The organism is Enterococcus sp. 10F3_DIV0382 (assembly GCF_002140245.1).
In the GTDB taxonomy this organism is placed as follows: Bacteria; Bacillota; Bacilli; order Lactobacillales; family Enterococcaceae; genus Enterococcus_B; species Enterococcus_B lactis.
The window spans coordinates 74972-100291 of sequence record NZ_NGMF01000001.1 but is presented as its reverse complement, the minus strand read 5'-3'; the positions used below and the strand labels follow the sequence as shown (position 1 = coordinate 100291).

At 39.3% G+C, this 25320-nt stretch carries 20 protein-coding genes and 2 pseudogenes; 13 read left to right on the top strand and 9 right to left on the bottom strand.

All coding sequences use genetic code 11. The features are described 5' to 3' along the window. Positions 1-12 precede the first annotated feature (12 nt). The 3 genes from A5849_RS00480 to xylB all read left to right on the top strand — a co-directional run bounded on the left by A5849_RS00480 (position 13) and on the right by xylB (position 3298). Positions 13-927 carry a carbohydrate ABC transporter permease gene (locus A5849_RS00480; RefSeq protein ID WP_002335286.1) on the top strand — a complete coding sequence of 305 codons (915 nt, stop codon included), beginning with the start codon at positions 13-15 and terminating at the stop codon, positions 925-927. After that, positions 920-1753 (top strand): carbohydrate ABC transporter permease, encoded by an 834-nt coding sequence (locus A5849_RS00475; RefSeq protein WP_002320451.1) that lies wholly within the window; start codon positions 920-922, stop codon positions 1751-1753. The genes A5849_RS00480 and A5849_RS00475 overlap by 8 nt, the downstream gene beginning before the upstream one ends. A gap of 63 nt (positions 1754-1816) precedes the next feature. Beyond that, a complete protein-coding gene (gene xylB, locus A5849_RS00470) occupies positions 1817-3298 on the top strand; it encodes a xylulokinase (protein WP_086309877.1) in 1482 nt (493 codons plus the stop codon). Between the two features lie 688 nt (positions 3299-3986). Here xylB and A5849_RS15080 read toward each other — a convergent pair. After that, positions 3987-4829, bottom strand: a pseudogene (locus tag A5849_RS15080) (SWIM zinc finger domain-containing protein); the annotation flags it as partial. A 599-nt stretch (positions 4830-5428) separates the two neighbouring features. Between A5849_RS15080 and A5849_RS00450 the strand changes: the two are divergent. Both A5849_RS00450 and A5849_RS00445 read left to right on the top strand, forming a co-directional pair. Beyond that, a pseudogene (locus A5849_RS00450) lies at positions 5429-6288 on the top strand (GyrI-like domain-containing protein). A 98-nt stretch (positions 6289-6386) separates the two neighbouring features. Continuing rightward, positions 6387-6869 carry a GyrI-like domain-containing protein gene (locus A5849_RS00445; protein ID WP_086309875.1) on the top strand — a complete coding sequence of 161 codons (483 nt, stop codon included), beginning with the start codon at positions 6387-6389 and terminating at the stop codon, positions 6867-6869. A 261-nt stretch (positions 6870-7130) separates the two neighbouring features. Here the strand turns inward: A5849_RS00445 and A5849_RS00440 are convergent, their stop codons facing one another. Beyond that, positions 7131-7598, bottom strand: a complete 468-nt coding sequence (locus A5849_RS00440) for an Rrf2 family transcriptional regulator (protein WP_002314309.1) — start codon at positions 7596-7598, stop codon at positions 7131-7133. A 122-nt stretch (positions 7599-7720) separates the two neighbouring features. Between A5849_RS00440 and A5849_RS00435 the strand changes: the two genes are divergently transcribed. Next, positions 7721-8572 carry an SDR family oxidoreductase gene (locus tag A5849_RS00435; protein WP_002335293.1) on the top strand — a complete coding sequence of 284 codons (852 nt, stop codon included), beginning with the start codon at positions 7721-7723 and terminating at the stop codon, positions 8570-8572. Between the two features lie 213 nt (positions 8573-8785). On the opposite strand, the gene nagE is transcribed toward A5849_RS00435, so the two are convergent. Then, positions 8786-10744 (bottom strand): N-acetylglucosamine-specific PTS transporter subunit IIBC, encoded by a 1959-nt coding sequence (gene nagE / locus A5849_RS00425; protein ID WP_002335294.1) that lies wholly within the window; start codon positions 10742-10744, stop codon positions 8786-8788. Beyond that, complete coding sequence (locus A5849_RS00420; RefSeq protein ID WP_002310480.1) at positions 10741-11613, bottom strand: PRD domain-containing protein; 873 nt, start codon at positions 11611-11613, stop codon at positions 10741-10743. The genes nagE and A5849_RS00420 overlap by 4 nt, the downstream gene beginning before the upstream one ends. 353 nt (positions 11614-11966) lie before the next feature. Here A5849_RS00420 and A5849_RS00415 point away from each other — a divergent pair, with 353 nt between their 5' ends. Then, a complete protein-coding gene (locus A5849_RS00415) occupies positions 11967-13235 on the top strand; it encodes a glycoside hydrolase family 73 protein (protein ID WP_002335295.1) in 1269 nt (422 codons plus the stop codon). Between the two features lie 130 nt (positions 13236-13365). On the opposite strand, the gene A5849_RS00410 is transcribed toward A5849_RS00415, so the two are convergent. Continuing rightward, positions 13366-16494, bottom strand: coding sequence for a glucosaminidase domain-containing protein (locus A5849_RS00410; RefSeq protein ID WP_002347844.1), 3129 nt, complete (start codon positions 16492-16494; stop codon positions 13366-13368). 148 nt (positions 16495-16642) lie between these two features. Between A5849_RS00410 and A5849_RS00405 the strand changes: the two genes are divergently transcribed. The 4 genes from A5849_RS00405 to A5849_RS00390 all read left to right on the top strand — a co-directional run bounded on the left by A5849_RS00405 (position 16643) and on the right by A5849_RS00390 (position 20044). After that, a complete protein-coding gene (locus A5849_RS00405) occupies positions 16643-17107 on the top strand; it encodes a MarR family winged helix-turn-helix transcriptional regulator (protein ID WP_002310476.1) in 465 nt (154 codons plus the stop codon). After that, positions 17091-17720, top strand: coding sequence for a nitroreductase family protein (locus A5849_RS00400; RefSeq protein ID WP_002310475.1), 630 nt, complete (start codon positions 17091-17093; stop codon positions 17718-17720). Before A5849_RS00405 ends, A5849_RS00400 begins: the two co-directional genes overlap by 17 nt. 352 nt (positions 17721-18072) lie before the next feature. Then, entirely contained in the window at positions 18073-19551 is a 1479-nt protein-coding gene (msr(C), locus tag A5849_RS00395) for an ABC-F type ribosomal protection protein Msr(C) (RefSeq protein WP_002314314.1), read from the top strand. A gap of 46 nt (positions 19552-19597) precedes the next feature. After that, entirely contained in the window at positions 19598-20044 is a 447-nt protein-coding gene (locus A5849_RS00390) for a DUF2798 domain-containing protein (protein WP_002310470.1), read from the top strand. 200 nt (positions 20045-20244) lie between these two features. Here A5849_RS00390 and A5849_RS00385 read toward each other — a convergent pair whose 3' ends face one another. Next, positions 20245-20760, bottom strand: coding sequence for a PadR family transcriptional regulator (locus A5849_RS00385; protein WP_002310468.1), 516 nt, complete (start codon positions 20758-20760; stop codon positions 20245-20247). 116 nt (positions 20761-20876) lie between these two features. Here A5849_RS00385 and A5849_RS00380 point away from each other — a divergent pair, with 116 nt between their 5' ends. Together A5849_RS00380 and A5849_RS00370 are read left to right on the top strand one after the other, a co-directional pair. Further along, on the top strand, positions 20877-22079 hold the full coding sequence (locus A5849_RS00380; protein ID WP_002320448.1) for an MFS transporter: 1203 nt from the start codon (positions 20877-20879) through the stop codon (positions 22077-22079). A gap of 250 nt (positions 22080-22329) precedes the next feature. Then, complete coding sequence (locus A5849_RS00370; RefSeq protein ID WP_002310464.1) at positions 22330-22656, top strand: hypothetical protein; 327 nt, start codon at positions 22330-22332, stop codon at positions 22654-22656. A 116-nt stretch (positions 22657-22772) separates the two neighbouring features. Here A5849_RS00370 and A5849_RS00365 read toward each other — a convergent pair whose 3' ends face one another. The 3 genes from A5849_RS00365 to proB all read right to left on the bottom strand — a co-directional run bounded on the left by A5849_RS00365 (position 22773) and on the right by proB (position 25243). Next, complete coding sequence (locus A5849_RS00365) at positions 22773-23117, bottom strand: hypothetical protein (RefSeq protein ID WP_002310463.1); 345 nt, start codon at positions 23115-23117, stop codon at positions 22773-22775. Between the two features lie 75 nt (positions 23118-23192). Beyond that, on the bottom strand, positions 23193-24440 hold the full coding sequence (locus A5849_RS00360; protein WP_002310461.1) for a glutamate-5-semialdehyde dehydrogenase: 1248 nt from the start codon (positions 24438-24440) through the stop codon (positions 23193-23195). Continuing rightward, positions 24437-25243 carry a glutamate 5-kinase gene (proB, locus tag A5849_RS00355; RefSeq protein ID WP_002344833.1) on the bottom strand — a complete coding sequence of 269 codons (807 nt, stop codon included), beginning with the start codon at positions 25241-25243 and terminating at the stop codon, positions 24437-24439. Before proB ends, A5849_RS00360 begins: the two co-directional genes overlap by 4 nt. Between the last annotated feature and the right edge of the window lie 77 nt (positions 25244-25320).

Below are 25320 nucleotides of genomic sequence, written 5' to 3'. Positions count from 1 at the left end.
AAGGAGATTCGAGTGAAAAAAGCTAGATTTGAGCGCTACAATCGTTATGGTTTATTATTCATTGCCCCATTTTTCTTAGCATTTCTAGTATTTCAGCTTTATCCAATCTTCTATACTATTTTTTTAAGCTTCACAGATTTGAAAGGATGGAATACAGAAGCCTCGATCGTCGGTTTCGAAAACTATGTCAATCTTTTGAACAATGCATTGTTCCTTCAATCAATCAGAAACACGTTGATTCTTTGGGGTGTGAATTTTGTCCCTCAGATTACGTTGGCGCTCCTTTTGGCTGCTTGGTTTACAAATCTCAAATTGAAGTTGAAAGGGACTGGTTTCTTTAAAATCATTTTCTATTTGCCAAACATTATTACAGCAGCGTCTGTAGCCGTTCTATTTTTTGCGTTGTTCAGCTTTCCGATGGGGCCGATGAATTTGGTCCTGACTCATTTAGGCGTGTTGGAGCGACCGTTTGATTTTTTCCGAAGTGTGGCAAGTACACGCTTGATTGTCTCTTTTATTCAGTTTTGGATGTGGTATGGACAGACAACGATCGTGCTTGTTTCAGGGATATTAAGTATCGATCAGTCGCTTTTCGAATCTGCTATGGTTGATGGTGCAAGTGATGCTCAGATTTTTCGAAAGATTACGTTGCCGTTATTGAAACCTATCATGCTGTATACTTTAGTGACGTCATTGATTGGGGGTCTGCAGATGTTCGATATCCCGTTTTTATTGACTAACGGAAATCCTGACAATAGTGTCAATACGATTACAATGTTCATCTACAAACAAGCGTTTACTGGTAGTCGGAATTTTCAGATTGCTGCGACAGCCTCTGTCATTTTGTTAGGGATGTCGATTCTTTTGAGTACATTGCTTTTCCGGTTTTTCCAAGAAAAGAGCAAAGTGAGGGGAAGAAATGGATAAACACTATCGGTTGCAACGTCTGCTGATTTATGGATTCATGTTGTTACTGACGTTTTTGAGTATTTTTCCCTTTTGGGTCGTTCTGATGAATTCCACACGTTCAGCAGAGCAAATACAACAAGGGCTATCCTTACTTCCGGGAACACAGTTAGCAGCGAATTGGCATGTTTTGAGGAATAAAGGATTCGATGTGTTCAACGGATTCCAAAATAGTTTGGTGATCTCAGCTGGTGCTACGTTATTGAATGTTTATTTCTCTGCCTTGACTGCGTACGGATTGATTGCTTATCGCTTCAAAGGAAAAAGGCTTGCTTTTGCCGTTATTCTTGGATTGATCATGATTCCTCAGCAGATCAGTATGATTGGTTTTTATCAATTTATGAATCGGTTGGATTTGCTGAATAGCTATATTCCATTGATCTTTCCAGCGATTGCATCGCCTACGACTGTCTTCTTTTTGAAACAATATCTGGAGACTGTCTATCATTCCGATTTGGCAGATTCAGCGCGTTTAGATGGTGCAGGAGAGCTGAAGATTTTCCATAAAGTGATGCTTCCTTTGATGAAACCGGGATTAGCGACGATGGCTATATTTTCATTCGTGACTACTTGGAACAATTTTTTGATGCCACTGATCTTGATCAACGATACTGACAAATTTACCTTGCCGATGTTGATCCAGCTGTTAAAAACCGATGTCTATCGTACAGAATTCGGCAGTATGTATCTAGGGATTTCTCTCAGTATCGCACCGCTTCTGCTGATTTATCTGTTTTTATCGAAGTACATTATAGGTGGCGTGACTGCAGGTGGGATCAAAGAATAGGAAAAACAGACATTGTCAGCAGTCGCTTTTGATATTTATAATAAAAACAAGGCAGGTGGTTAAATGTATATTTTAGGTATTGATCTAGGAACTAGTTCATTGAAGGGATTAGTAATGGATAGGAATGGGACGATCCAGGGTGCGGCGAGCGAAGACTATCCGTTGCTACAACCAGAAGCTGGATTTAGTGAACAAGATCCTAAAGACTGGATCCAAGCTTGTGGTCAAGTGATCGAAGAATTAGCTGAAAAAGTGCCAGATTTTACTCAAAAATTAGAAGGAATCAGTTTTTCTGGTCAAATGCACAGTTTAGTCGTACTAGATGAAGCAAACCAACCGTTAAGAAATGCGATTTTATGGAATGATGTGCGTACAACCAAAGAGTGTGAAGAAATAATGGAAAACTTTGGTGATCGATTACTTGAGATTACCAATAATCGCGCATTAGAAGGTTTTACGTTGCCTAAAATGCTATGGCTTCAAGAAAATGAGCCGGAATTATGGTCAAATATTCGTCATGTTTTATTGCCGAAAGATTACCTTGGATTTTGGCTGACAGGAAACCAGCAGATGGATTATTCAGATGCTGCAGGTACGTTATTACTTGATATGGAAAGAAAAACATGGTCTGAGGAGCTCTTACAGACTTTCCATATCTCTCCTAAAATACTGCCTCCGCTTGTATCTTCTACTACTTGCATTGGATCGGTACGCAAAGAACTAGCAGAACAATTTGGTTTTCACAAAGAAGTAAAGGTATTTGCTGGCGGAGCAGACAATGCATGTGCTGCTTTAGGTGCTGGGATCATCCAAGATGGCGCAGCTATGGTCAGTATTGGAACCTCAGGAGTATTTTTGTCTTATGAGAAAAATAACCAAAAGTCTTATGAAGGCAAACTCCATTTATTCCATCATGCAATAAATGATGCTTATTATTCTATGGGAGTGACATTAGCTGCGGGACACAGTCTCAATTGGTTCAAAAAGACTTTTGCCAAAGGACTTTCTTTTGACGAACTGCTGCAAGGAATCGAAAAGATCGAGCCAGGTTCAATTGGATTATTGTTCACACCCTATCTCTCAGGAGAACGAACACCGTACGCCGATAGTCAGATACGGGGGAGTTTCATTGGTATGGATACTCGACATACACTTAGCCATTTTACCCGAGCGGTGTTGGAAGGAATCACCTTTTCATTGAAAGATTCGCAACAGTTGATGGAAGAACTAGCGAGTCGCAGATTTACACGTATTGTTTCGGTGGGAGGAGGCGCAAAAAATCTTGCATGGCTACAAATCCAAGCAGATATTTTTGATGCAACGGTCTATTGTTTAAGTGTGGAGGAAGGACCTGCATTAGGCGCAACAATGATTGCTGCACTAGGATTAGGGTGGTTCGATACACCTGAAAGCTGTTGTCAGACTTTTATCCAATATACAGATGCAGTGGAACCTCTCTCACAAAATGTAGAAAAGTATCGTAAAATCTATCAACAATACCGAAAAATCTATCCAGCAACGAAGGAAATCTGTCATAACTTATAATTTATAAAACAGAAGGGCTGTGACAAAAGTTTTGTCACAGTCTCTTCTTCTTTCTTGAATCTGACCACTTCTGTCACAACCTCTTCCATCTTCTTTATTTCAACCTTGGTTCGATTCTTTTCATCTCAGCAATCAATGCTTTTCTGCGCGGATATTTTTCTCGAAGTTCTTTGGTCAACAATTTAGCTGTCACAAGTCCGTTTGGCAAGCTAGCCATTTTTTCTATTTGGTTGCCAAGTTTTTGGTATTCCAATTTTGTCGCAAAATTAGCTACGTTTTGACGTAATTCAAATTCATATTTTTGTAATAACTGTTTAGGACAATAGTTTTTCAAGATATCAAAGTACCGATCGACCATGATCAATCTGTCTGTACTTTTTACATAATCCCACAATAAATCATAACAATCTTCTGCTGCATAAAAACGATCCACATTTTTATGATATTTAAGAGCTGAAAACAGTTCATTACGTATGATCGGCCATGTTTCAGGTGGACATGCGTTTTTTAGTTTTTCCAATGTAGGGAAGTGGACACTGTCAGATGCTAATAAACGTTTTTTCAAATTTTCTATTTTACTTGTATCATCCGTATTTTTTAAAGTAGAGCCAGTTGTTTTTCTGATGGATTTAGACTGCTTGTCCGCGTGTGTTTGTTCTTTTTTGTGGGGCTCGCCTTTTTTTACAGATTCTTTTCGTTTTTTGGCTATTTTTTTCTTTTGGCTAGAAAACTCTTTTTCCTGAAATTCTTCTTTCAGGATTTTTATGGAGTAGTTTTTTGAATAAGAGGCGTCAGTATGATCGACTTGGCAGATGAACCAAGAGAACATTTGCCTTTTTTCTGCACGGGGTACTTCTGCTAATAATTCTTTCCATAAATAATAACAGTCCTCTATCAGAAGAAGTGATCGTTCGTCCGCAGGCTCCAAATAGCATGTTTCAAGAGTAGCAATCACTTCATTGATCAATTCGAATGCGGGAAGATAGGCATTTTGCTGTATAAGCGACTCAACAGCTTCTTGGATGAACTTTCGCATCTCCATGATGAACTTCGCTGTTTTCCTGTTTTTATTTTTTCCGATAGGATGATCGTATTTGTGGGCGATCGTTGCTAATTTATCTGTGTAGTTTATTGCATGGAGCGGGATTTTCTCTTTGAAGCGTTCGATAAATTGCGGATGTTCTATAAGAATCTCTGTTAAAAGTTCCCGTACAAGAGAGGAACTAGCGGAAGAAACAAGGGAAGAGAGTTCGGAAAGCGAGTAGTTGGATTTTTTTATGGGTTGTTCTTCGTAAGCGAATAAGACAGCGGCCATGTGCTTGCAGTTTTTTCCTTCTATGGCATATAAACAATCGCAAGTCATATTCATCTTTTCATCCCATGTGATCACTACCTTATAATCTTCCGTGCCAGAAACTGTTGCAGTCAAGTGTTTGCTCGTATAGTTCAAATGACTGACAAACCCGTGCAGATGATAGCTATACCCGCGTTCCAAAATGTTTTCAGGAAAAAGCTCAAGCCAATTATTCATATAGTTCTCCTTTCATGAAACACTTGTTTATATTTAGTATAAAGAATCGTCAAAGAAAAAAGTAGCTGATTTTACTATATCTGTGAAGCAACTTTTTCTCGAATTGTCAAAAATTAATTCTGCGTTCCTTTTCTTAGATAATGGGAGAAAAAGTAAAAAAATAGCGTATTTTAAAAATGGAACTTTTTGTTTTTTTATTTATCTGGCAAAAATGAAGGAATTTTGTTGGAAATAAATAATTGTTCCAATTGATAAAAGAGGTATGATGTAACGCAAAGAAAGATTCAAGCAGCGTTCGTATCAACAGTCCGAATCGCCACTTGCTTTGTACAGTAGATAGTAAGCGGTTTAACGAAGGGGATAAAAGATATTTTTCCTGCTTTGTTAACTTAGAATGTGTCTTCCCCAAAATTCATTTTTTCTAAAGGTAAAACATAAGTAGGCAGATACTACCAATTATCCGTTACAAAACGCTGCTTGAGATTTTTCTTTAAATCCATACAAATTTTTCTATACCCGACTAAATTGGTTCCTGATTCATCAAGTAATTGACTTTCTTTGATAATATGATAAAAATGCAAGCAAGGAGGAAGATAAACATGCTTAAAGATCTGAACCAATTGATTGATTACATCGAAGAACATTTGACAGAAAGTCTTACCTATAAAAAAATAGCCGAAAATACAGGAATCTCTGAATATCAGTTAAAGCGCATCTTTACGTTTATTGCAGGGATGTCTCTGATGGACTATATCAAAAACCGTAGATTGGCTTTGGCTAATCGCGATCTTCTAGGTGGGGAAAAAGTAACAGAAACGGCGTTTAGATATGGATATGAAACAGTCGAGGGTTTTTCAAGAGCTTTTCGTGATTGGTCAGGTTATCTGCCTTCAGAAATCAGCAGATATGGCATACAAAAATCTTTTCCACGCTTGACATTTTTTATTGATGTCAGAGGAGGAAAATCGATGGAATTTCGTATCGAAAAGAAAGAACAGTTTTATGTGGTAGGTGTGGCGAAAAAAGTCCCTGTCCAATTTAAAGGAGTCAATCAAGAAATACAAAAGTTAGTGCAGACGATTACGGAGACTCAAAGGGAAGAGATGCACAAGTTAGGAGATTTATACATCAAGTAATCAACGTTTCTTATGGATTTGATGGAGACCGCTTGGAAGAAAAGGGTAGTTTAATGCACATGATCGGCTTTGCTACAACAAAAGAAAATCCGTACGCCGATTTAGAAATGCTTGCTATAGAAGAACATACTTGGGCCATTTTTCCTAATAAAGGACCATTTCCTCAAACTTTACAAGACACTTGGGGGAAAATCTATGCAGAATGGCTTCCTTCTTCAGATTATGAGTTAGTTGAAGCTCCCGAGATCTCTTTTACAAAATGGGGAGAGGACTTCAGTCATGTTTACAGCGAGATTTGGATTGCAGTGAAAGCAAAAAAATAGTTAAAAAATGAAAGTATCCCTACAAGAAGAGCGTAATCGTGTCATTTCTCTTTAATTTTATGTAAGATGAACTTAACATAATAGAAAGGGTGGGAGAAATGGCAAAGTATAAGATTGAAGAAAAACCAGAGTTTGCAGTGACAGGTATTGGTGTGGAATTGAAAAGTAGCAATACAGATTTTGTCGGTTTGGCAGCAGAGAAGCAAGCCTTTGAGCAAAAAGTCATCAGTGACGGAACAATAGACACCTTGAAAAAAGCTGATGAAAATCATTATTTCTTTACAGTCAACGAACCCTATGACGGGAAAATGATGTACTATGTCGGTGTTCAAACGAGCCAAGATGTTCCTAACACTACGAGAATCATCCCATTTCCAAAAGGAACCTATCTCGTTGTAAGCGATTCATCTGAGTCGCCTGAAGAACTAAGGAATGATTTGACGAATACGGCCTTTGGACATGTTTTAAGAGAAGTAGAAGATTACGCCTATGTTGGGGGACCGAATGCTGTCGTCGAAATGGGTGTTGCCGATGGGAAATACATTGGAGAAATCTGGATACCGGTAGTCAACAAACCATGATAATATAGAGGTCGTGAAAGTAGCGTTTTGACCTGAGCATTAGAGAGGAAAAATGGAAAATAGCTTTCCATATTTTGTATTTTTCAGAACTAATGCCGAGGGTCAGCTACTTGAACACCGTTTATCAAGACGTCATGACTTCAGCGCTTTGACCTGAGCATTAGAGAGGAAAAGAGGCATGACAAGGCTTTTGTCCCCAAGAGAATAAAAGAATTTATGTAGACGATTCTGATCAGAAAAATGCAGGCCCAATAGAGAGAATTATAAAAATCTCTCTACGAGGCCTGTGTTTTCTGGTCTTTTTTCTTTTTCCAAAACGGCTATTTTATGTATCAGACTATCAAGTGTGATCTTAGCCATTTCTTCTTCTGCTTTTTTCTGCAGCCGAGCGTAGCTTTCTTCTAAAGCTTCTTGGATATTTGCACCAACGACGCAATTTGGGTTTGTTTTTGGATCGACTTGGATAAGCTGTGTATTACCTTCAATGCTACGATAGACATCTAATAAAGAAATCTGATCTGGTCTTTTGGCAAGGGAAGGTTGCGGTTTTCCGGTTTTTGTAAGGATCAAGCCGGATTTTTTGAGCTGACTCATGATTTTACGTACATTTGCTGCATTTGTTTCGATACTACTGGCAATCATCTCACTAGAAAGCAATCGGGTATCTTGAAACATTTCAATATAGGCAAGTACATGGATTGCATCACTAAATTGCAGAGAATACTTCATCAATTGTCATCCTTTCATTTTTTTTGCTTGACTTATCTTACCACACTCTTTATGATAAAGGTGTAATTTATAAATGTACAGCTATAAATCTTAACAAATAAAAAGAATAAGGAGTGGGAAATATGCATTATTTAGTAACAGGAGCAACTGGAGGTTTTGGTGGTTATGCGCTGGAATTCTTAAAAAAGATGGTTCCACAAAATGAAATTTATGCACTAGTACGTAGTGAAGAAAAAGGAGAAGCACTAAAAGAAGCTGGATTTAATATACGTATTGGTGATTATGGTGATTTAGATTCACTGAAAGAAGCATTGGAAGGAATAGATCGATTGCTTTTTGTTTCTGGCGTTCCAGGAAATCGCCAAGCCGAACATGAGAATGTAGTGAAAGCAGCACAAGCAGCTGGGGTATCTTATATCGCTTATACAAGTTTTGCAGATGCCGATCACTCAATCAGTGTATTAGCGCCAGATCACCAATTCACTGAAAAAACGATTAAGGATTCAGGTATTCCCCATACATTTTTACGGAACAATTGGTATGTAGAGAATGAATTACCTATCATTGGGCAAGCTTTAAAAACTGGTCAATTCGTTTATGCTGCAGGAAATGGAAAAACAGGTTGGGCATTGAAACGTGAATATGCAGAAGCCGCAGCAAAAGTACTAGTAGAGAATGACTCCCCAGAAATCTTAGAATTATCCGGCCATCTAACTGACTATGAAGAATTAGCCAAGGCATTAGCGCGTGCGACAGGTAAAGAGTTAGAAATTATTGAAGCAAGTGATGCAGCGTTTGTCGAAAATCTAAAAGAAGCCGGATTCCCTCAAGAAGCAGCTGACATGTTTTTAGCGATCCAACATGATATCAAAAAGGGTCAGTTAGCTGTTTCTTCTGATGATTTAGAAAAAGTTTTGGAAAAACCATTAGTCTCTCTTGAAGCAGCATTGAAAGAAATATTGGATCAGGAATAATGGATGATAAAAGAGGTTGTAAAAAAGCTGTTCTGCATCAAGCAATAAGAAGAGTCAAATAAAAAATAGTTCTTCATATGTTTCGTTTGGCTGGACTTATTACCGCGAAGTTGGTAGAAGAACGCCGTTTTTATTCGGAAAAAGCAGCTGAGACAAGATTTTTGTCTCAGCTGCTTTTGTTTATCGATAAAAAAGTCTGGGGAAGACGATGGATCAGGCTTTGTTGGAAACAGAGCCGATTTTATCATTTGCTTTTACATCACGTGCGGGTTTAATTTCTAGGTTTTGGACTTTGTCGCCATTTGTGAATACAACGACCATATCCGTGTTTTTGCCTGCAGATTGAATAGCAGCAAGATCAACTAAAGCAATCAATTGACCTCTTGCAACTTTTTGACCTTCTTCTACATATAAAGTGAATGGTTCGCCTTTTAAGTCAACGGTGTTGATCCCCATATGAAGTAAGACTTCGATACCAGAATCAGTTTGGATACCAACGGCATGTTTCGTTGGGAAAATGTTTGTGATCGTACCAGCGATTGGAGAGAAGATTTCTCCATTTTCTGGTAATACAGCATAGCCGTCACCCATCATTTTTTCTGCGAATACATCATCTGAAACTTCAGTGATTGGAATCAGTTTCCCATTTGCGATAGCGTAAATATCTTGTTCGATCGTTCCACCGGCAAATGTTTCTGTTTTAACCACGGTGTTTGTTTGTGCAGGTCTTGCTGCAGCACCACCATGTAGTTTTGCCATCTCATCTGCGACGAATTGTACTTCTGTTCCTACAATAACTTGTGCGTTTTTCCCATCAATGATTTTCATTCCAGGTACGCCAGTGGCTTTGATTTTGTTTTGATCGATCAGGCCTGTATCTTTGACTTGCAAACGAAGACGTGTAGTACAGTTGTCGATTGAAGTTACATTGTCAGCTCCGCCTAATGCAGCGTAGATTTTGTTTGCTTGTGCAGCATATTTATTGTCTGAATCAGTCGTTGCAGTATCGTCATCTGAAAGATCTGCTTCCTCGCGGCCAGGAGTCATCAGATGGAATTTTTTGATAGCAAAGTTAAAGCCAAAGTAGTAGATCACTGCTGTTACTAACCCTTGGACGATCAACATCAAAGGCTGATTCGCAATCGGATTTTTCAAAGATAGGAAGTAATCGACAAATCCGGCACTAAAGGCAAATCCTGCTGTCCAATGGAAGAATGCACTCACTGCTAAAGAAATCCCAGTGAAAATTGCATGCAAGACATATAATGGCCAAGCAACGAACATAAATGAGAATTCAAGTGGTTCTGTTACACCAGTAAAGAATGAAGCAAAAGCTGCTGCTAACATCAATGAAGCTGTTTTTGCTTTGTTTTCTGGACGGGCATTTCTGTAAATAGCATATGCTCCTGCTGGAAGCCCGAACATCATGATTGGGAAAAATCCAGCTTGATACATTCCTGTTACTCCTTTTGTTCCTTCAGAAGCCAAGAATTTACCGATATCATTGATTCCAGCTACGTCAAACCAGAACACGGAGTTCATTGCTTGATGCAATCCTGTAGGGATCAGTAAACGGTTGAAGAAGCCATAAAGACCTGCACCAACCCAACCTAAACTCAAAATGAATTTAGCAAAAGAAACTAAAGCAGAGTAAACCGGAGGCCATACGAGCAGTAGCACTGCACTGATCAGCAGCATGACGAAGGCAGCCAAGATTGGCACTAAACGCTTGCCGCTAAAGAAAGATAAAGCCATCGGTAATTTTGCTTCGTGGAAACGATTATAAAGAGCTGCCGCAATCAATCCGGCAATAATACCAATAAATACGTTACTGATCTGAGCAAAAGATGGATCAACTGATTCTGGTTTGATATTCAATAAAGTAGCTACTGAATCAGTTTTTAAAACATTTACTGGAACTTCAAATGCAACCAAACCTGCCAAGGCAGCAGCACCTGATTTGTCCACTGACATCCCTAGTGCTAACCCAACGGCAAACAGCAAAGGTAATTGACCTAAAACTGCGTTACCGCCAGCTTGTAAAAAATGAGCGACAATGTCGTTACTATAAGATGCCCACCAGTTTCCGATCCCTACTAGTAAAGCAGCAGCAGGTAAGACCGCAACTGGGAGTTGAAGGGAACGTCCCATTCGTTGTAGATATGCTTTCAATTTTTTTCCTCCTCATGATTGTTAACATTTGTTTGTACGATTGCGCTTCTTAAACGCTCGATATGGATGGCCAAGTAACCCAGTTCTTCTTTCGTGATCGCGAGCTGGTATTCTTTGGTCAGCAACACACGGATTTTTTTAGAAATCTTATAGCTTTCTGGGTATTTTCGTTTGACCATTTCTACGATTTCCGTATCTAAGACAGCATATTGTTGCGCATGGGTTCGTTGTAGAAGCAGTCGTAAATGATTCACCAGTCTTGAATAATTCAGTGAAAATGGTTCTGAATGGATATCTGTTTCCAATTCTGATTCCACTAAATGGATGATATCAGATACAATCGTCACTTCACGGATACTGCGATGGTTATTATTTCGACCGCTTCGTCCGCTGTGGATGTGGATTGCGATATATCCTGCTTCGTCATAAGTGTATGGAATCCCAAGCTCTTTTGTCAGATATTCTACTGCCCATTGAGCAATACTGAATTCATCACTGTAAAGCACTTCGATTTCTCTCAAAAGCTTGTTGCGGATGACGATACCGTTATTGATGTTCTCCGCAGAAAAAGCAATGTGGTCGGTCAAAGCGATCAACACATGTTCATTCAGTTTCTCCATCAAGACAGTTTCCGCATGATCGATGATTGTTTCTGCTGCAAACAAAAAGCGTTCATCGATCTGATTGAGTAGATTTTGCAATTTGATTTGTCCTTCTGGCTCCATGACGAATATCCGTTCAATATCACGATCAAAGATCAAATCATTTCTTTTTCTGTCAAATCCAATTCCTTTTCCAATAGCTACTTTTTCCTGCCCACCGTCATCTACCAATACTGCATTTTGATTAAAGATCTTTTTGATTTTCATGCGCGCACCCTTTTTGAAGATTTGGTTTTCATGTTTGCTAGACCAGTTGATTGCGGCCAAACAAAAATAGACACGAAAAACCTCCTAGGGAAACCATGTTCCTCAGAGATTTTTCATGCCTAGTATGATCTAGTCACATGAAACGAATTATTGTTAACGTAATCATTTTATATAGACAGTTATGTTTTGTCAATTCTTTTTTTATAATTATAGTAATTTAATGGAATATATGAGGAACATTGAGAGCGCAAAATAAAGAAACGTATGTTATTTAATTATGAGCATTGACTTACTTTTACTTTTTTATTTACACTGTTATTTAGGAAAAGTTTCATATTTAAAGGAGAAAAAGAATGAAAGCAAGAAATTTATTATTTAGCGTTATTCTTTTAGGAAATCTAGCAGTTGCCAACACAACCGTGCTAGCTGAAGAAACGACAGGAACAGTCACAGCTCAGACAACGGGTTCTTCAGAAATAGGAATTGAAAACGATACAGAAAGTACGTTGCAGTCAGCTACTGTCTCCGAAAATACGGTTTCAACTGAAGAATCAACAACAGGGACAACAGAACAACCGCAAACGGAAGAAAGCACATCAGCAGAAGCTCAGAAAAATCCAGAGAATGCGGAAGAAATCACGAATCAATTGACAGATGGACAAACATTGACACATACCCATCAAGCAGATTTGTCTGAATTCGAAAACTATACTGGCTACGCTTTTTCTGCCCGCTCATCTGCTAATTCTCAACAAGCATTCATTGATAGTATTGCGTCCACTGCACAAAGCTTGGCAAGTGCCAATGACTTATACGCATCAGTCATGATTGCACAAGCAATCGTTGAAAGCGGCTGGGGGAACAGTGCCTTGGCTTCTGCTCCTAATTACAATCTATTTGGAATCAAAGGAAGCTATAATGGCCAATCTGTTACGATGCCTACTTCGGAATATGTAAATGGACAATGGATCACGGTAAATGCTGCTTTTAGAAAATATCCTTCGTACAAAGAATCATTACAAGATAATGTGACGGTATTGAAGACGACTTCTTTCCAGCCGGGCGTGTATTACTATTCTGGTGCATGGAAAAGCAATACGAACTCTTACAAGGATGCTACAGCTTGGTTGACCGGTCGTTATGCCACTGCGCCTAATTATGGTGCTACACTAAACAATGTAATCGAGACTTACAATCTGACGCAGTATGATACAGCACCAACTTCAACTTCTCCAATGTATCGTTTATATAATCGTCATACAGGAGAGCATTTGTATACATTGAATGCCGGCGAAAAAAATTATCTGCCAACTGTAGGCTGGGAATATGAAGGAATTGCTTGGCAAGTACCAAACAGTGGACAGCCTGTCTACCGTTTATACAATCCTTACAGCGGAGACCATCATTACACAATGGCGCAATCTGAGATCAACTCTTTAACAAAAATCGGTTGGCGCTATGAAGGTCTAAGTTTTTATTCTGGTGGTTCCAAGCCAATCTATCGACTATTCAATCCAAATGAAAAAACTGGTACCCATCACTATACCTTAAGTGCGAAAGAAAGAGATTGGCTAACGCCAATGGGCTGGAGATATGAAGGAATAGGATTTTATGGTTATTAAAAAGAGGTTGTGACAGAAGTGGTCAGCTTCAAGAAATTTCGGCTTATTCTTGAAGAAGGTACTTCTGGACCATCGTTTACTCAAAAAAGGTTGTGACAAGAATGTTGTCACAACCTTTTTTTATGCCCGTTCAATCAAATTGATCCAGCTTCCAATATTCGATCAGATTATTCAATTTTTGACCGTAATCAGGATCTGTCGCGTATGTTCCTGTTAATGCACGGGTAGCATCTCTATAAGAACGTGCATTGACTTTCCATGTCCCCGCATATCGGTTTGGATCCCAAGAAACACCATATCTTAATTTTAAGGCATTATCTAAGAAGGATTGGTCAGTGGACTGATAGACCCGAAATTTTGAATTGACAGGGACAACGACACCATTGATCACTTCGTTAGATATATGCCAGATATAGCCATACTTTCCTTCATCTTCGCCGTCTTTGAATTTCATCCCAAAGAAGTTATTCGCGTGCTGAGCTAGATAGCTTGTGCCATATCCTGTTTCTAGGATTGCTTGAGCCAACATGACAGAAGTATACAAGCCATGAGCAGGCGCGATACGATTCGCACTTTGGCTGACGGAATTGATGAATCTTCCCTGAGGTGTCTGATCGTTCACTTGTCCTAGAATCGTCAGTTGGTTTGGCTGATAGCCGCTTGGCCGCCGGTCGTTTTCAACAATGGTTAGCTGGATACCTTCAACAGGCAAATTCATTCTGACAGAGCCTGCTTTTTGTCCATTTGATGCCCAGCCTAACCAGCCTCTGGAACGAACAAAGGCACGATAATAAATATCATAGTTTTCAGCAAGTTCTCCTGTCAACTGAAAGGAAAAGGCTTGAAGAGAGCGATTTTGTCCAGTCGTTCCTGAGATTGCTCCATTGGCTACAGTTCTGGTCCAACCGCTGTCAGCTAGGTGTGAATCATATTGGATACCGCCAGTATACCTTGATGTTCCTAAATTTGCGCGAATCGCTTCAAATTGTCTTCCTTGATTTGCGTAGCTGATCGAGTTGTTCAGGCTCGTTTGGCTTACCCAGCCAATATTCGATACATGTCCTTGCAACGTGATTCTAGGTGGAGCTATACGAAAGGCGCGAGTAGTTGCACCAGGTGCGGCTCCACCTTTCCTTACTAATACAATTTGAATCGCTTCTGCACGGTAAGCATAGCCTTGTGTACCAGCTGATTCACCGTTCTTTGCCCAGTTCATCCAGCCGAATTCTTGTGCATGTACACGATAATAAACGTCATATCGGGTGCTGATTGTGCCAGTCAGATTGATGCGGATCGCCTCAATAGGCAGATTTTGTCCAGTCGTACCAGAAATCGTGCCATTTTGTGCCCAGTTGGTTTCCCAACCTTTGTTAGCGATATGGGATTGATAAGTGATACCGCCACCAATTGTATTTTCAGATAAACGCAGTTGCATTGCTTGAAGACTTAACCGTTGGCCAGTCGTACCAGCTTGATTAGCAGCATCTGTCTGGCCTAACCAACCTCTGTTAGTTACGTGAGTATTCGCCAATACGGATGGTTCCTTTTCGATATAAGAAATACCGTTGGTAGCAGGGCCGGAACTGTTTTTGTCCAATAATTGGATTTCAATTGCTTCGATTTGATGACCGTATCCAAGTGTTCCGGAAGGATTTCCGTTCATTGTCCAAGGAAGCCAGCCAAAATTTCGTACATGGACTCTATAATAAACATTGTAAGTTGCTGCTAATTGTCCAGTTAATCGAATATTGATTCCTTCAATCTGTTTGACTTGTCCAGTCGTTCCAGAAATAGCGCCGTTAGCTACCCAATTTTGCCATCCTGAACCTTGGACATAAGAGGTGTATTCAATAGCACCAGAGAGGGAGGATGAAAGATGGATACGAAAAGCTTCTACTTGTAAAGATTGACCTGTTGTTCCTGAAAGTTGACCGCTAGAAACATTTGGCAGCCAACCACGATTTTTGACATGTGTACTATAAGTAATAGATGGACGTGCAGTACGCAAGGTAGATTCATCTGTCTGTGGCACTTTGTTTTGCGGCTGGAAAGAAGAATCAGTTGTTTCTTTTGAATCAGATGCTGTACTTTCAGCTGTTCCTATCTGTTCATTTGAGGAATCAGTCTCTGCTGATACTGAACCCTCTGGTTGGAATTCTTTCTGTGGGACAAAAACGATTGAAGAATCCTTTGCTGTCAGCACATAAAACACTTGATTGCTGATTTGGACTGCTCTTTGTACGTGATAACTTTCTGAATGTGAAATGGTTTCCTCTGATTGTTCTAGCCAAGCTTGATCAAGGGACAGAGAGGCAACAGTTGATTCAGAAAGCTGACCTTGTGATGCTTCAACTGGAACTGTTTTTGGCTCATGAGCAGTTACAGAGTTCGCTGCTACCCATCCTTCATAGTTTGCTGTTTGGATATGTACCCAAGTCGTTTGATCAGATAACGCTACTTTATCTGTGATGAGGGCTGGTCCAGATATTTTTTGATGTTCTTCTTGGCGATAGAAGGTAGGATAAATATCTGTTTCATTCAGAGTCGTATAGGTTTCTGTCATACTTATATGTGTTTGAATGATAGGATCAGCTGAAACTTCCGAGTAATACGCACGTACGGAAGAAAGAAAATGCTCCTTGTCTAGAGTGATCGAATCGTCAAACATCAAGAAATCAGCTGATTTTTCCAAGGGTAAAGAATAGGTTTTGATTTTTTTTGCTACATAATAGGCCAGATAATTGGTGACTTGTTCTGTTGGCTCTGTTGGTATGACTAGTTGGATCGTTCCTTTATCCACACATTGTCCATCGGGTAGCTGGACATCAGTAGAGACAATCTCATACACACCTTGCGCATCAATGTAGCTATGAGTAGATTGCTGCTGAATGAACGATTCCTTTGTTTGTTTTGAAGCTGAAAGGTGGATTTTATCAGGTTTCATTTGTTCAAATCTACCATTTGCTCCTTGCAAAGAGGGATTTCCAGAGATTTTCGGCGGTGTGAAATTTTCTACTGCAGAAGAGCTGTCTTCTAGATTTTGATAGGAATTCTCTCCAAATAGGCTTGATTGGGATGGTGCGCTTTCATCTTCTGATAGGGCAGATGTTTCTGTTGTTTGAACATTTGACAAAACGGTATCAGCAAATACGAGACTATTAGGTAACAATGTCGCATTCACTAAGAGAAATACTGCGGCTAATCTTCTTTTTCTCATATCATTGTCCTCTCTTTCTTTTTTATTGTTCTTTCTTTTCATTCTACAAGAGATTTCTTTTATTTACACTCATTTCTATTGAAAGCCTTTGTTTTTTAATTTCACAGCTGATTCTTTGACTTTTTTCTTTTTTTATTCTATTATTGACAAGTCAATCGTTGACTAGTCAATTATTGGAGAGGAGGAAATTATGTCTTTAGAAGAGATTAGCCACCTTTTATATCAAATCAAATTAGCCGATCAAAAAATCGTCCAGATCTTTGAGGAAAATATCGGTATAAGTCTTACTAGATACGAGATCATGATGAGACTGAAAGAAGAAAATCCATTGCTGCAAAGCAGTTTGCAAGAAAAGTTGCAGATTGATCAAGGAGCAGTTACTCGTCATCTGAAGGTTTTAGAAGCAAACGGGTATGTTTCGCGTCAGAGAAATCCTCAGAACAACCGGGAAGTTTACGTAGCACTGACAGAAAAAGCCCAGCAGAAAATCGAGCATTGTGAAATGGACCATAAAGATACAGGTTCCGTGCTGTCCCCAGCTTTCAGCGATGTAGAGATGAAACAATTCCTAACACTTTTAGATAAATTGAATACCCAACTTTGCAATATAACAACAGAAACGAAAGAGGTTAATAATAATGGAACAAAAAAATGATTTTTCAACAATTATGACTGGTAGAAGATCCGTTCGCGTATATGATGAAACATACAAAATCCCACACGAAGAAATGCTGGAAATGATCAAAGAAGCGACGACTGCTCCTTCTTCTGTCAATATGCAACCATGGCGCTTTGTAGTCGCAGAAAGCGAGGAAGCAAAAGAAATCTTGCGTCCTTTGATCCGTTTCAATACGAGACAAAATGATACTTCTTCTGCAATGGTCATGATTTTTGGCGATATGCAATGTTATGAATATGGCGAAGAAATCTATAACCAAGCTTACGAATCAGGGAAGATGCCAAAAGAAGTCAGAGATCAACAATTAGCTGCGATCATTCCTTATTACAAGAGTTTTTCAAGAGAAGAAATGAACGATGTAGTCAAAGTCGATTCTAGCTTAGCGGCTATGCAATTCATGTTAGTTGCACGTGATCATGGCTATGAAACAAATCCAATTGGTGGCTTCGAAGCAGATCAGTTGGCAGAGGCATTTGGTTTGGATAAAGACCGCTATGTTCCAGTTATTATTTTATCAATAGGAAAAGCGGTAGAAGAAGGTTACGAGTCTGTACGTTTAGCACCAGAAAAGATCACTACGTTCAAATAAAAGGTTTTCAGTTACTGTTCAGTAGCTATTGCTTTTTTTGAATCGTGTGTGGTAACCTAATAAAAAAGGAGGTCGGAAAAATGACTGCATCGATGAAATTACGTTTTGAACTTTTGAATAACAACTAAATAAATTCAAAAGACATGTATAAACAACAATTTCATGGGTGGAGTATGTCCATTTTTTCGAACGACAGTAGAATAGGTGAAAGCTATGACAGATTTGATGATTTAGTCATAGTTATTTCGTTCAGAGTAGGAAAAGATGTTATGCAGTTTTTTTGCAAACAGATTTTTCTGCTCTTTTTTAGTATCGATATTGTTGTTTTACATGAAATAGGAGTGTAAAACATATGGAAAATTTAGCAGTAAATATAACAAACCTGCAAGTTCGTTTTGGTAACCAGTTAGAATTATCTATTGATTCTCTTCGTGTCTATCAGCAAGATCGGATAGGAATCATAGGGGAAAATGGAGTCGGTAAAACAACGTTGCTGAAACTGATAGTCGGTGAACTTATCCCCAATCAAGGGAAAATCCAAACAGAGATCACTTTCAACTATCTGCCTCAATTAACCTATCTTGCTGAGGCAAAGGACCTAAATTTGGAATTAGCCAGTCATTTCCAGTTGAAACTGGAAGAAACTTCGGAACGGAAATGGAGTGGAGGGGAAGAACGAAAGATCGAGTTGATACGTCTTCTTTCTTCTTATGAACAAGGGATGCTTCTAGACGAGCCGACAACCCATCTAGATAGAAAAAGTATGGATCGACTAATTGAAGAGCTTCGTTATTATTATGGCACGCTGATTTTTGTTAGTCATGACCGCTATTTTCTAGATGAGTTGGCAACGAAAGTCTGGGAAGTAAAAGACGGAGAAATCCGAGAGTTTCCGGAGAATTATAGTGCCTATCTCACTCAAAGGGAATTGGAGAAAAAGACTCAGCTACGAGAAGCAGAGTCGATCATGAAAGAGAAAAAACGATTGGAAAAATCGATCCAAGAAAAGAAAAAACAAGCGGAAAAGTTAGAAAAAGTGTCCAGTAAAAAGAAAAAGCAACAAATCAGACCGGATCGGTTGTCTTCCTCTAAACAAAAAGACAGTGTACAAAAAGCCATCCAAAAGAATACGAAAACATTAGAGAGAAGACTCCAAAAAATAGGAGAAACAACCAAACCGCAACAGATGAAACAAATCCGTTTTCCAGTACCAAAATCTCTTGAACTCCACAATCGTTATCCAATCATGGGACAAAATATCCAATTGGAAAGAAGCGGAAGAACATTACTGATAAATAGCGATTTTCAATTTTCTTTAGGTAAAAAAATCGCGATTGTCGGCGAAAATGGATCAGGTAAGACAACTTTATTGGAACATATCCGCAAACAAGGAGAAGGAATCCTTCTCTCTCCGAAAGTAAGCTTTCAAGTATATCAGCAAAAGGATTATCAAATGACATCTGAAGAATCCGTCATTCGTTTTGTCATGAGACAAACAGAGTTTTCGGAATCACTTGTCCGCAGTTTGTTGAATCATTTAGGGTTTGCTCAGGAAACTCTGACGAAACCGTTGTGTACGTTAAGTGGGGGAGAAGCGACTCGTTTGACGATTGCTTTGCTTTTTACTAAGCCAAGTAATGTGTTGCTGTTAGATGAACCGACTAATTTCATTGATGTGGCAACGATCGAAGCTTTAGAGCAGCTGATGCAAGTATATCCGGGAACGATTTTGTTTACTTCACATGATTCCTACTTTGTCGAGCGTACGGCTGATGAAGTTTATGAAATAAAAGGGCAGAAAATAAAAAAAGTACTTACGAGAAATTTTTAAATGTGCTACGATGATTTTCGTGACAAATTTAAAGGAGTGGTACAGATTGCCTACAAATAAAAAAGAAGGAATAATTTTTACAACAATGATGTGTTTTTTGATGGTCTTGGGAATGAGCGCGTATAATTTATGGTTGCATCAAGATCTTCATTTATCAAGTTTATTGATTGGTCTAGTGCCTGGATTCGTGGTGGCTTTCATTTTGGATGTCTTCATCATCGGTGTGCTGGCGAAAAAAATTGCCTTTAAACTACCAGTAAATCCAGAAAGCAAGATCCAAATGATCTTAACTATTTCTTGCTTGATGGTTTTAGGAATGGTCACATGTATGTCTTTGTTTGGTGTGATCATGGAACAAGGAATACCTGATCAATTATTCTCTGCTTATATGAATGCTTGGAAAATGAATGTGATTGCCGCTTTACCGTTGCAGTTGATTATCGTTGGCCCACTTTCAAGAAGTGTGTTGAAAGCCATTCAAAGCAATGAATAATGGAACACTGTTTATTTGAAAAAAAGGTTGTGACCTGCTTTTTGTCACAGTTCCTTCAATGCAGTTCTAGAAAGAAAAATGATCCGAACGATAGGTTTTTGCCTGTCTTTCGGATCGTTTTTCTTTTTCAGCTGTATCGTTCTTTTAGTGAAGATGATTCGTTGCTTAATAGATAAATCTAGAAAGGTTCTGTTTATCCATTACTCAAAAAACGGCTGCATTTGTTCTCTTACTTGCTGACACCATTGGAGTTCCTGCTGACAAAGCATGATTCGACGCTGGATCACAACATAACGTCCAAATTCTTGTCTCTTGTCTAGCGAGAGGTCATTCAATTTTTTTTGATTTTTTTGCATGATTTTGTTCAGTTGTTGTTCTCTAGTGAATAGCAGTCCAGTAGCTGTTGTTTTGTCGAGTGTCGAAAAAGCATAGATTTTTGCTAAAAATTCATCTTTTTGCGTAGGAGCTGGGGTCTCCTCTTTGATCCATTCCTCTACAAGGGCACGTCCTTCATCAGTCAAGTGGTAGATCTTTTTTTGAGAATGCTCGTCTTTGTCCAAAACGGTCACATAACCCTGTTGGTCTAACTTAGCAAGCGTCGTATAGATTTGACTGTGATGAGCTTCCCAAAAAATCGTGATCAGCTGCTTCAATTCATACCCAGAACGCGGTTTGGATAAAAGCACGCATAATAATATATAGGCTAAAGTATTCATAAAAATCCTACCTCTCGTCTTATTTTCTTTATTATATCACAGTAAAGTTTCCATGTTTTACATGTGCATATTGACATGTAAAATAAATCATGTATGATGCTAATAGAGAGAAAGGGATGGAAATATTGGAGAATCAAATAGATATACAAGAACAAACAAATGAAGAAACAAAGGGGAAAAGTTCGGCGCTAGTTGTAGCAGCTACCTGTATGATCGCTTTTATGGGAGTGGGCCTGGTAGACCCGATTTTAAAAACGATTGCTGCACAGTTAAACGCTACGCCAGCTGAAACGACCCTGTTATTTACTAGTTACATGCTAGTCACTGGTGTGGTGATGCTATTTACAGGTTTCTTATCTAGTCGGATTGGCTTGAAAAAAACATTGATGACCGGATTGTTTATCATCGTTGTATTCGCTGGTCTTGGTGGATTATCTGGCAATATCGGTATGTTGATTGGGTTACGTGCTGGCTGGGGTGTCGGGAATGCTTTATTTGTCTCTACTGCTCTAGCAACGATCGTCAGTATTTTAGTCGGTAACACAGAAAAAGCAATCATGATGTATGAAGCAGCACTTGGCTGCGGAATGGCAGTTGGTCCTCTAGTCGGTGGAGTCTTGGGCAGTGGTTCATGGCGTTATCCATTTTTTGGGGTAGCATTTTTGATGTTTTGCGGTTTTATAGCCCTAGCGGTACTTTTACCTGAAACTGAGAAACCAAAGAGAAAAGTAGGCCTTTGGGAAGGTGTCAAAGCGTTAAGCAATCATAAACTTCGTTCAGTTGGACTGATCGCATTGTTATATAATTTCGGATTCTTTACTTTACTTGCATATGCGCCATTTTTATTGATTGGCTATTCTGAATTAGAAGTCGGTTTTGTATTTTTTGGCTGGGGTGTGCTTCTGGCTATTGCTTCGATTTTCGTTGCACCGGCTCTTGAGCGGAAGTTTACGACTTATCGGACGATTTTAGCTGCATTTGTCTTATTCATTATTTGTTTGCTGTTATTAGGAGCTGGTACTTCTATGCCAGTCCTTGTACCGATCAGTATTGTGTTAGCAGGATTTTTCCAAGGGATCATTAATACATTGTTGACGACGATTGCTATGGAAATACCCGGTCTGCAACGAAACGTTGCTTCTTCCAGCTATAGTTTTGTCCGCTTTTTCGGTGGAGCTTTAGCACCATTTATTGCAGGTGTGATCGGCGAACATATTGGTGAAAGCTATGCGTTTTATTTTGCAGGTGCCATTGTTCTTATCAGTGTATGTTGTATCATTTATCACCGTAATTATTTTGCTACAAATGAAGAAAAATAAGAAACTAAAGGTTGTGAAAAAGCTGTCCTGCCTCAAATCATAAGAACAGCCAAACAAAAACAGCTCCTCCTATTTTTCGTTTGGTTGGACTTATTACCGCAGATGCAATCTTTTGAACACCGTTTATTTGGAAAAAGGGAATGTGACAAAAATCGTGTCACATTCCTTTTTTTTCTCAAAATAATGTAACTGGAAAATTTTTAGTAGGTAAGCTAAAATTCATTTAAGAAAAAGAATGGGGGGATAATAGATGCTGGAAGAATATTTTCAGGAAGTCGGGTTGACACTCGTTGAATTACCCATTGAATTTTTAGATGATCGGTTGATTTATCGTGGCTATATCAAAGAATTGCCAATGATCAACGCGGAAGGTGAAACTAGAAAAGCGATGCAGCAAAAAATAGCTGGTATATATCAGATGTATCGGGAACAGCTATTGGCAGAATCAGCGGAAGAAGAAAAAGAAAAAACGATGGACTTGTCCATGGATGAGCTGCTTCGTTATTATGATGGCGAAACATTTGACGGATTTTCGCTTCTTAACGAAGAGGAAACAGATTTACCAGGCAGCTGGTAGGAGAACACCGTTTATATGGGAAAAGGGGCTTTGACAAAATCTTTGTCAAAGCCCCTAAAAAGTTCGGCAGTTTTTTGCCGGTGTTCAAGGCACCCTACTTATCATACGGACATTTTTTAGCGGAAAGTCCGATTCAAGTGGTTTTTATTCAGCTGATATTTATAAGATAAGTGAAAGATCCCAGCAATCAGCAACGTAATCGTATAGGCAATTGAATGATCGAAAAAAGAATAGTAATTGACTCCAGCTAACAGGCATAATGCAACCATGTAGCTGATGTGTAAGCGAGCAACCAAACCTTTTGGACCAATTTTGTCAAAATACTGCGCCCATTTTTCCCGTTGACCCCCTATGCTTCGTTTTTTGAACTGAAAAAAAAGGGATAAAATACCGACTCCTAGAAAAGCAGCGATATTCAGAGAAATAAGGTAAATAAAAAAAATCATTAAAATTTCAAACATATTGACACCTTTCTAATTGGATAGAACCTTTACAGTAAAAAGGCAAAAGGCGGGAATAATGTTTCACACGAAACATTATTCGCGGATTTGTCCATCGCCATAAATGATATATTTTGTGGAAGTCAATTCATTTAACCCCATTGGACCACGGGCATGCAACTTTTGAGTAGAGATACCGATCTCTGCACCAAAACCAAATACCGATCCGTCTGTAAAACGAGTGGAGGCATTGACATAGACAGCCGCCGCGTCCACTTCATTCAAGAAACGCTGACTAGCCGAATAGCTATCTGTCACGATTGTTTCTGAATGCTTGGTGTTATGTCGGTTGATATGCGCAATTGCTTCGCTTAAAGAATCGACTACTTTGACGGCAAGGATATAATCCAGATATTCAGTATCCCAATCTGCCTCTTCTGCTAAAGCAGCTGTCTCTAGATATTCTAACGCACGAGCATCCGCACGTAAAGAGACGCCGTGTTCTACCAGTTCTTTTTCAATGGCCGGTAAGAAAAAGGGGGCGATCTCAGAATGGATCAGTAATGTTTCTGCCGCGTTGCAGACAGAAGGACGGGAAGCTTTTGCATTGACAATGATTTTCACTGCCATAGACAACTGTGCTTCTTTATCGATGTATACGTGATTATTTCCTGTACCTGTTTCAATGATAGGTACCGTTGCCTGTTCTTTGACTCGTTGAATCAATTTTGCTCCGCCTCGAGGAATCAGCACATCTAAGTATTCTGTCAATCGCATCAACTGTTCTGCAGTTTCATGAGAAGTATCATCAACAAACTGGATGGCATAAGGAGATTCGCCAGCACTAAGCAGTACTTGCTGCAATAGTTGGACCAGTAATTGATTCGAGAAGAATGCTTCTTTGCCACCGCGAAGGATAACGGCATTTCCTGATTTGAACGCTAGACTGGCTGCATCAGTCGTGACATTTGGACGAGATTCGTAAATGATACCGATCACGCCGAGGGGCACGCGCTTTTTGCCGATTCTCAATCCGTCGGTGTTCGTCCACATCTCATCTACTTTTCCAATAGGATCGTCTAACGAAGCAATCTTTTCGATCTCTGCAACCATGGCATTGATTCGCTCAGGTGTCAGTTGTAAGCGGTCTTGCATCGTTTCACTGATATTGTTTTCGACTGCTTTTTCTAAGTCCTTATGATTTGCTTCGATGATTGCCTGTTGATTCTTTTTGATGGTTTTCGCCATCTGAACAAGTAGCTCATTTTTACGGTTTGTAGGCATAAGTGCTAGTTGTTGCGCACTATCTTTTGCCTGTTGCCCTAATTGCATCAAATCAGTCATTTCAAGTCCTCCTTAAATAAAGTACCTACTTCTTTTCCTGCAAGAATATCAAAAATGATTGCCGGATTTTTCCCATTTGCTAGAATCATTGCACTGTTTGCTTCAAATATCCTAGAAGCTGCTTTTAATTTACTTTGCATACCGCCTGTTCCAAAGGTGCTACCTGCACCACCTGCTTGTGCCAGAATCTTTTCATCGATTTTATCGATATAGCGATACATCTGAGCCTCGGGATTTGTAGCCGGATTATCTGAATAAAAACCGTCGATATCAGAAAGAACGATCAAAAGGTCTGCCGCGACAAGTTTTGCCATGATTGCTGACAGCTGATCATTATCACCAAATTTGGTCAGATGATCTAATTCATCTACTGCGACAGTATCGTTTTCGTTCACAATAGGAATCGTATCCATGATCAAAAGCTGTTCCAATGTATTCCTCACATTTTTACGACTTTCAGGGTAATCTACCACATCTCTTGTCACGAGGATTTGTGCTGTCTGCTGATTATATACACTGAATCTTTGATTATAGATATTCATCAATTCGGCTTGGCCAACAGCCGCCGCCGCTTGCTGTTCAGGGATCAAAGTCGGACGTTCTGACAAATGTAATTTATGCATACCGACGCCTACAGCCCCTGATGAGACTAGGATCACTTCCTTTCCACGATTTCTAAGATCGGAAAGGACAAAAGCTAACTGATCGATCGCTGCAAGATTGATGTTTCCATTGGGATAGATCAATGTACTTGTTCCTACTTTGACAATAATTCGTTTTGCATTTTTTATTTCTTTACGCATGTGACACCTCAATCAAATATCCACTCATTAATTTCGTTCTATTCTACTTGTTTTGACGAGTAAAGTCATGTAAAAAA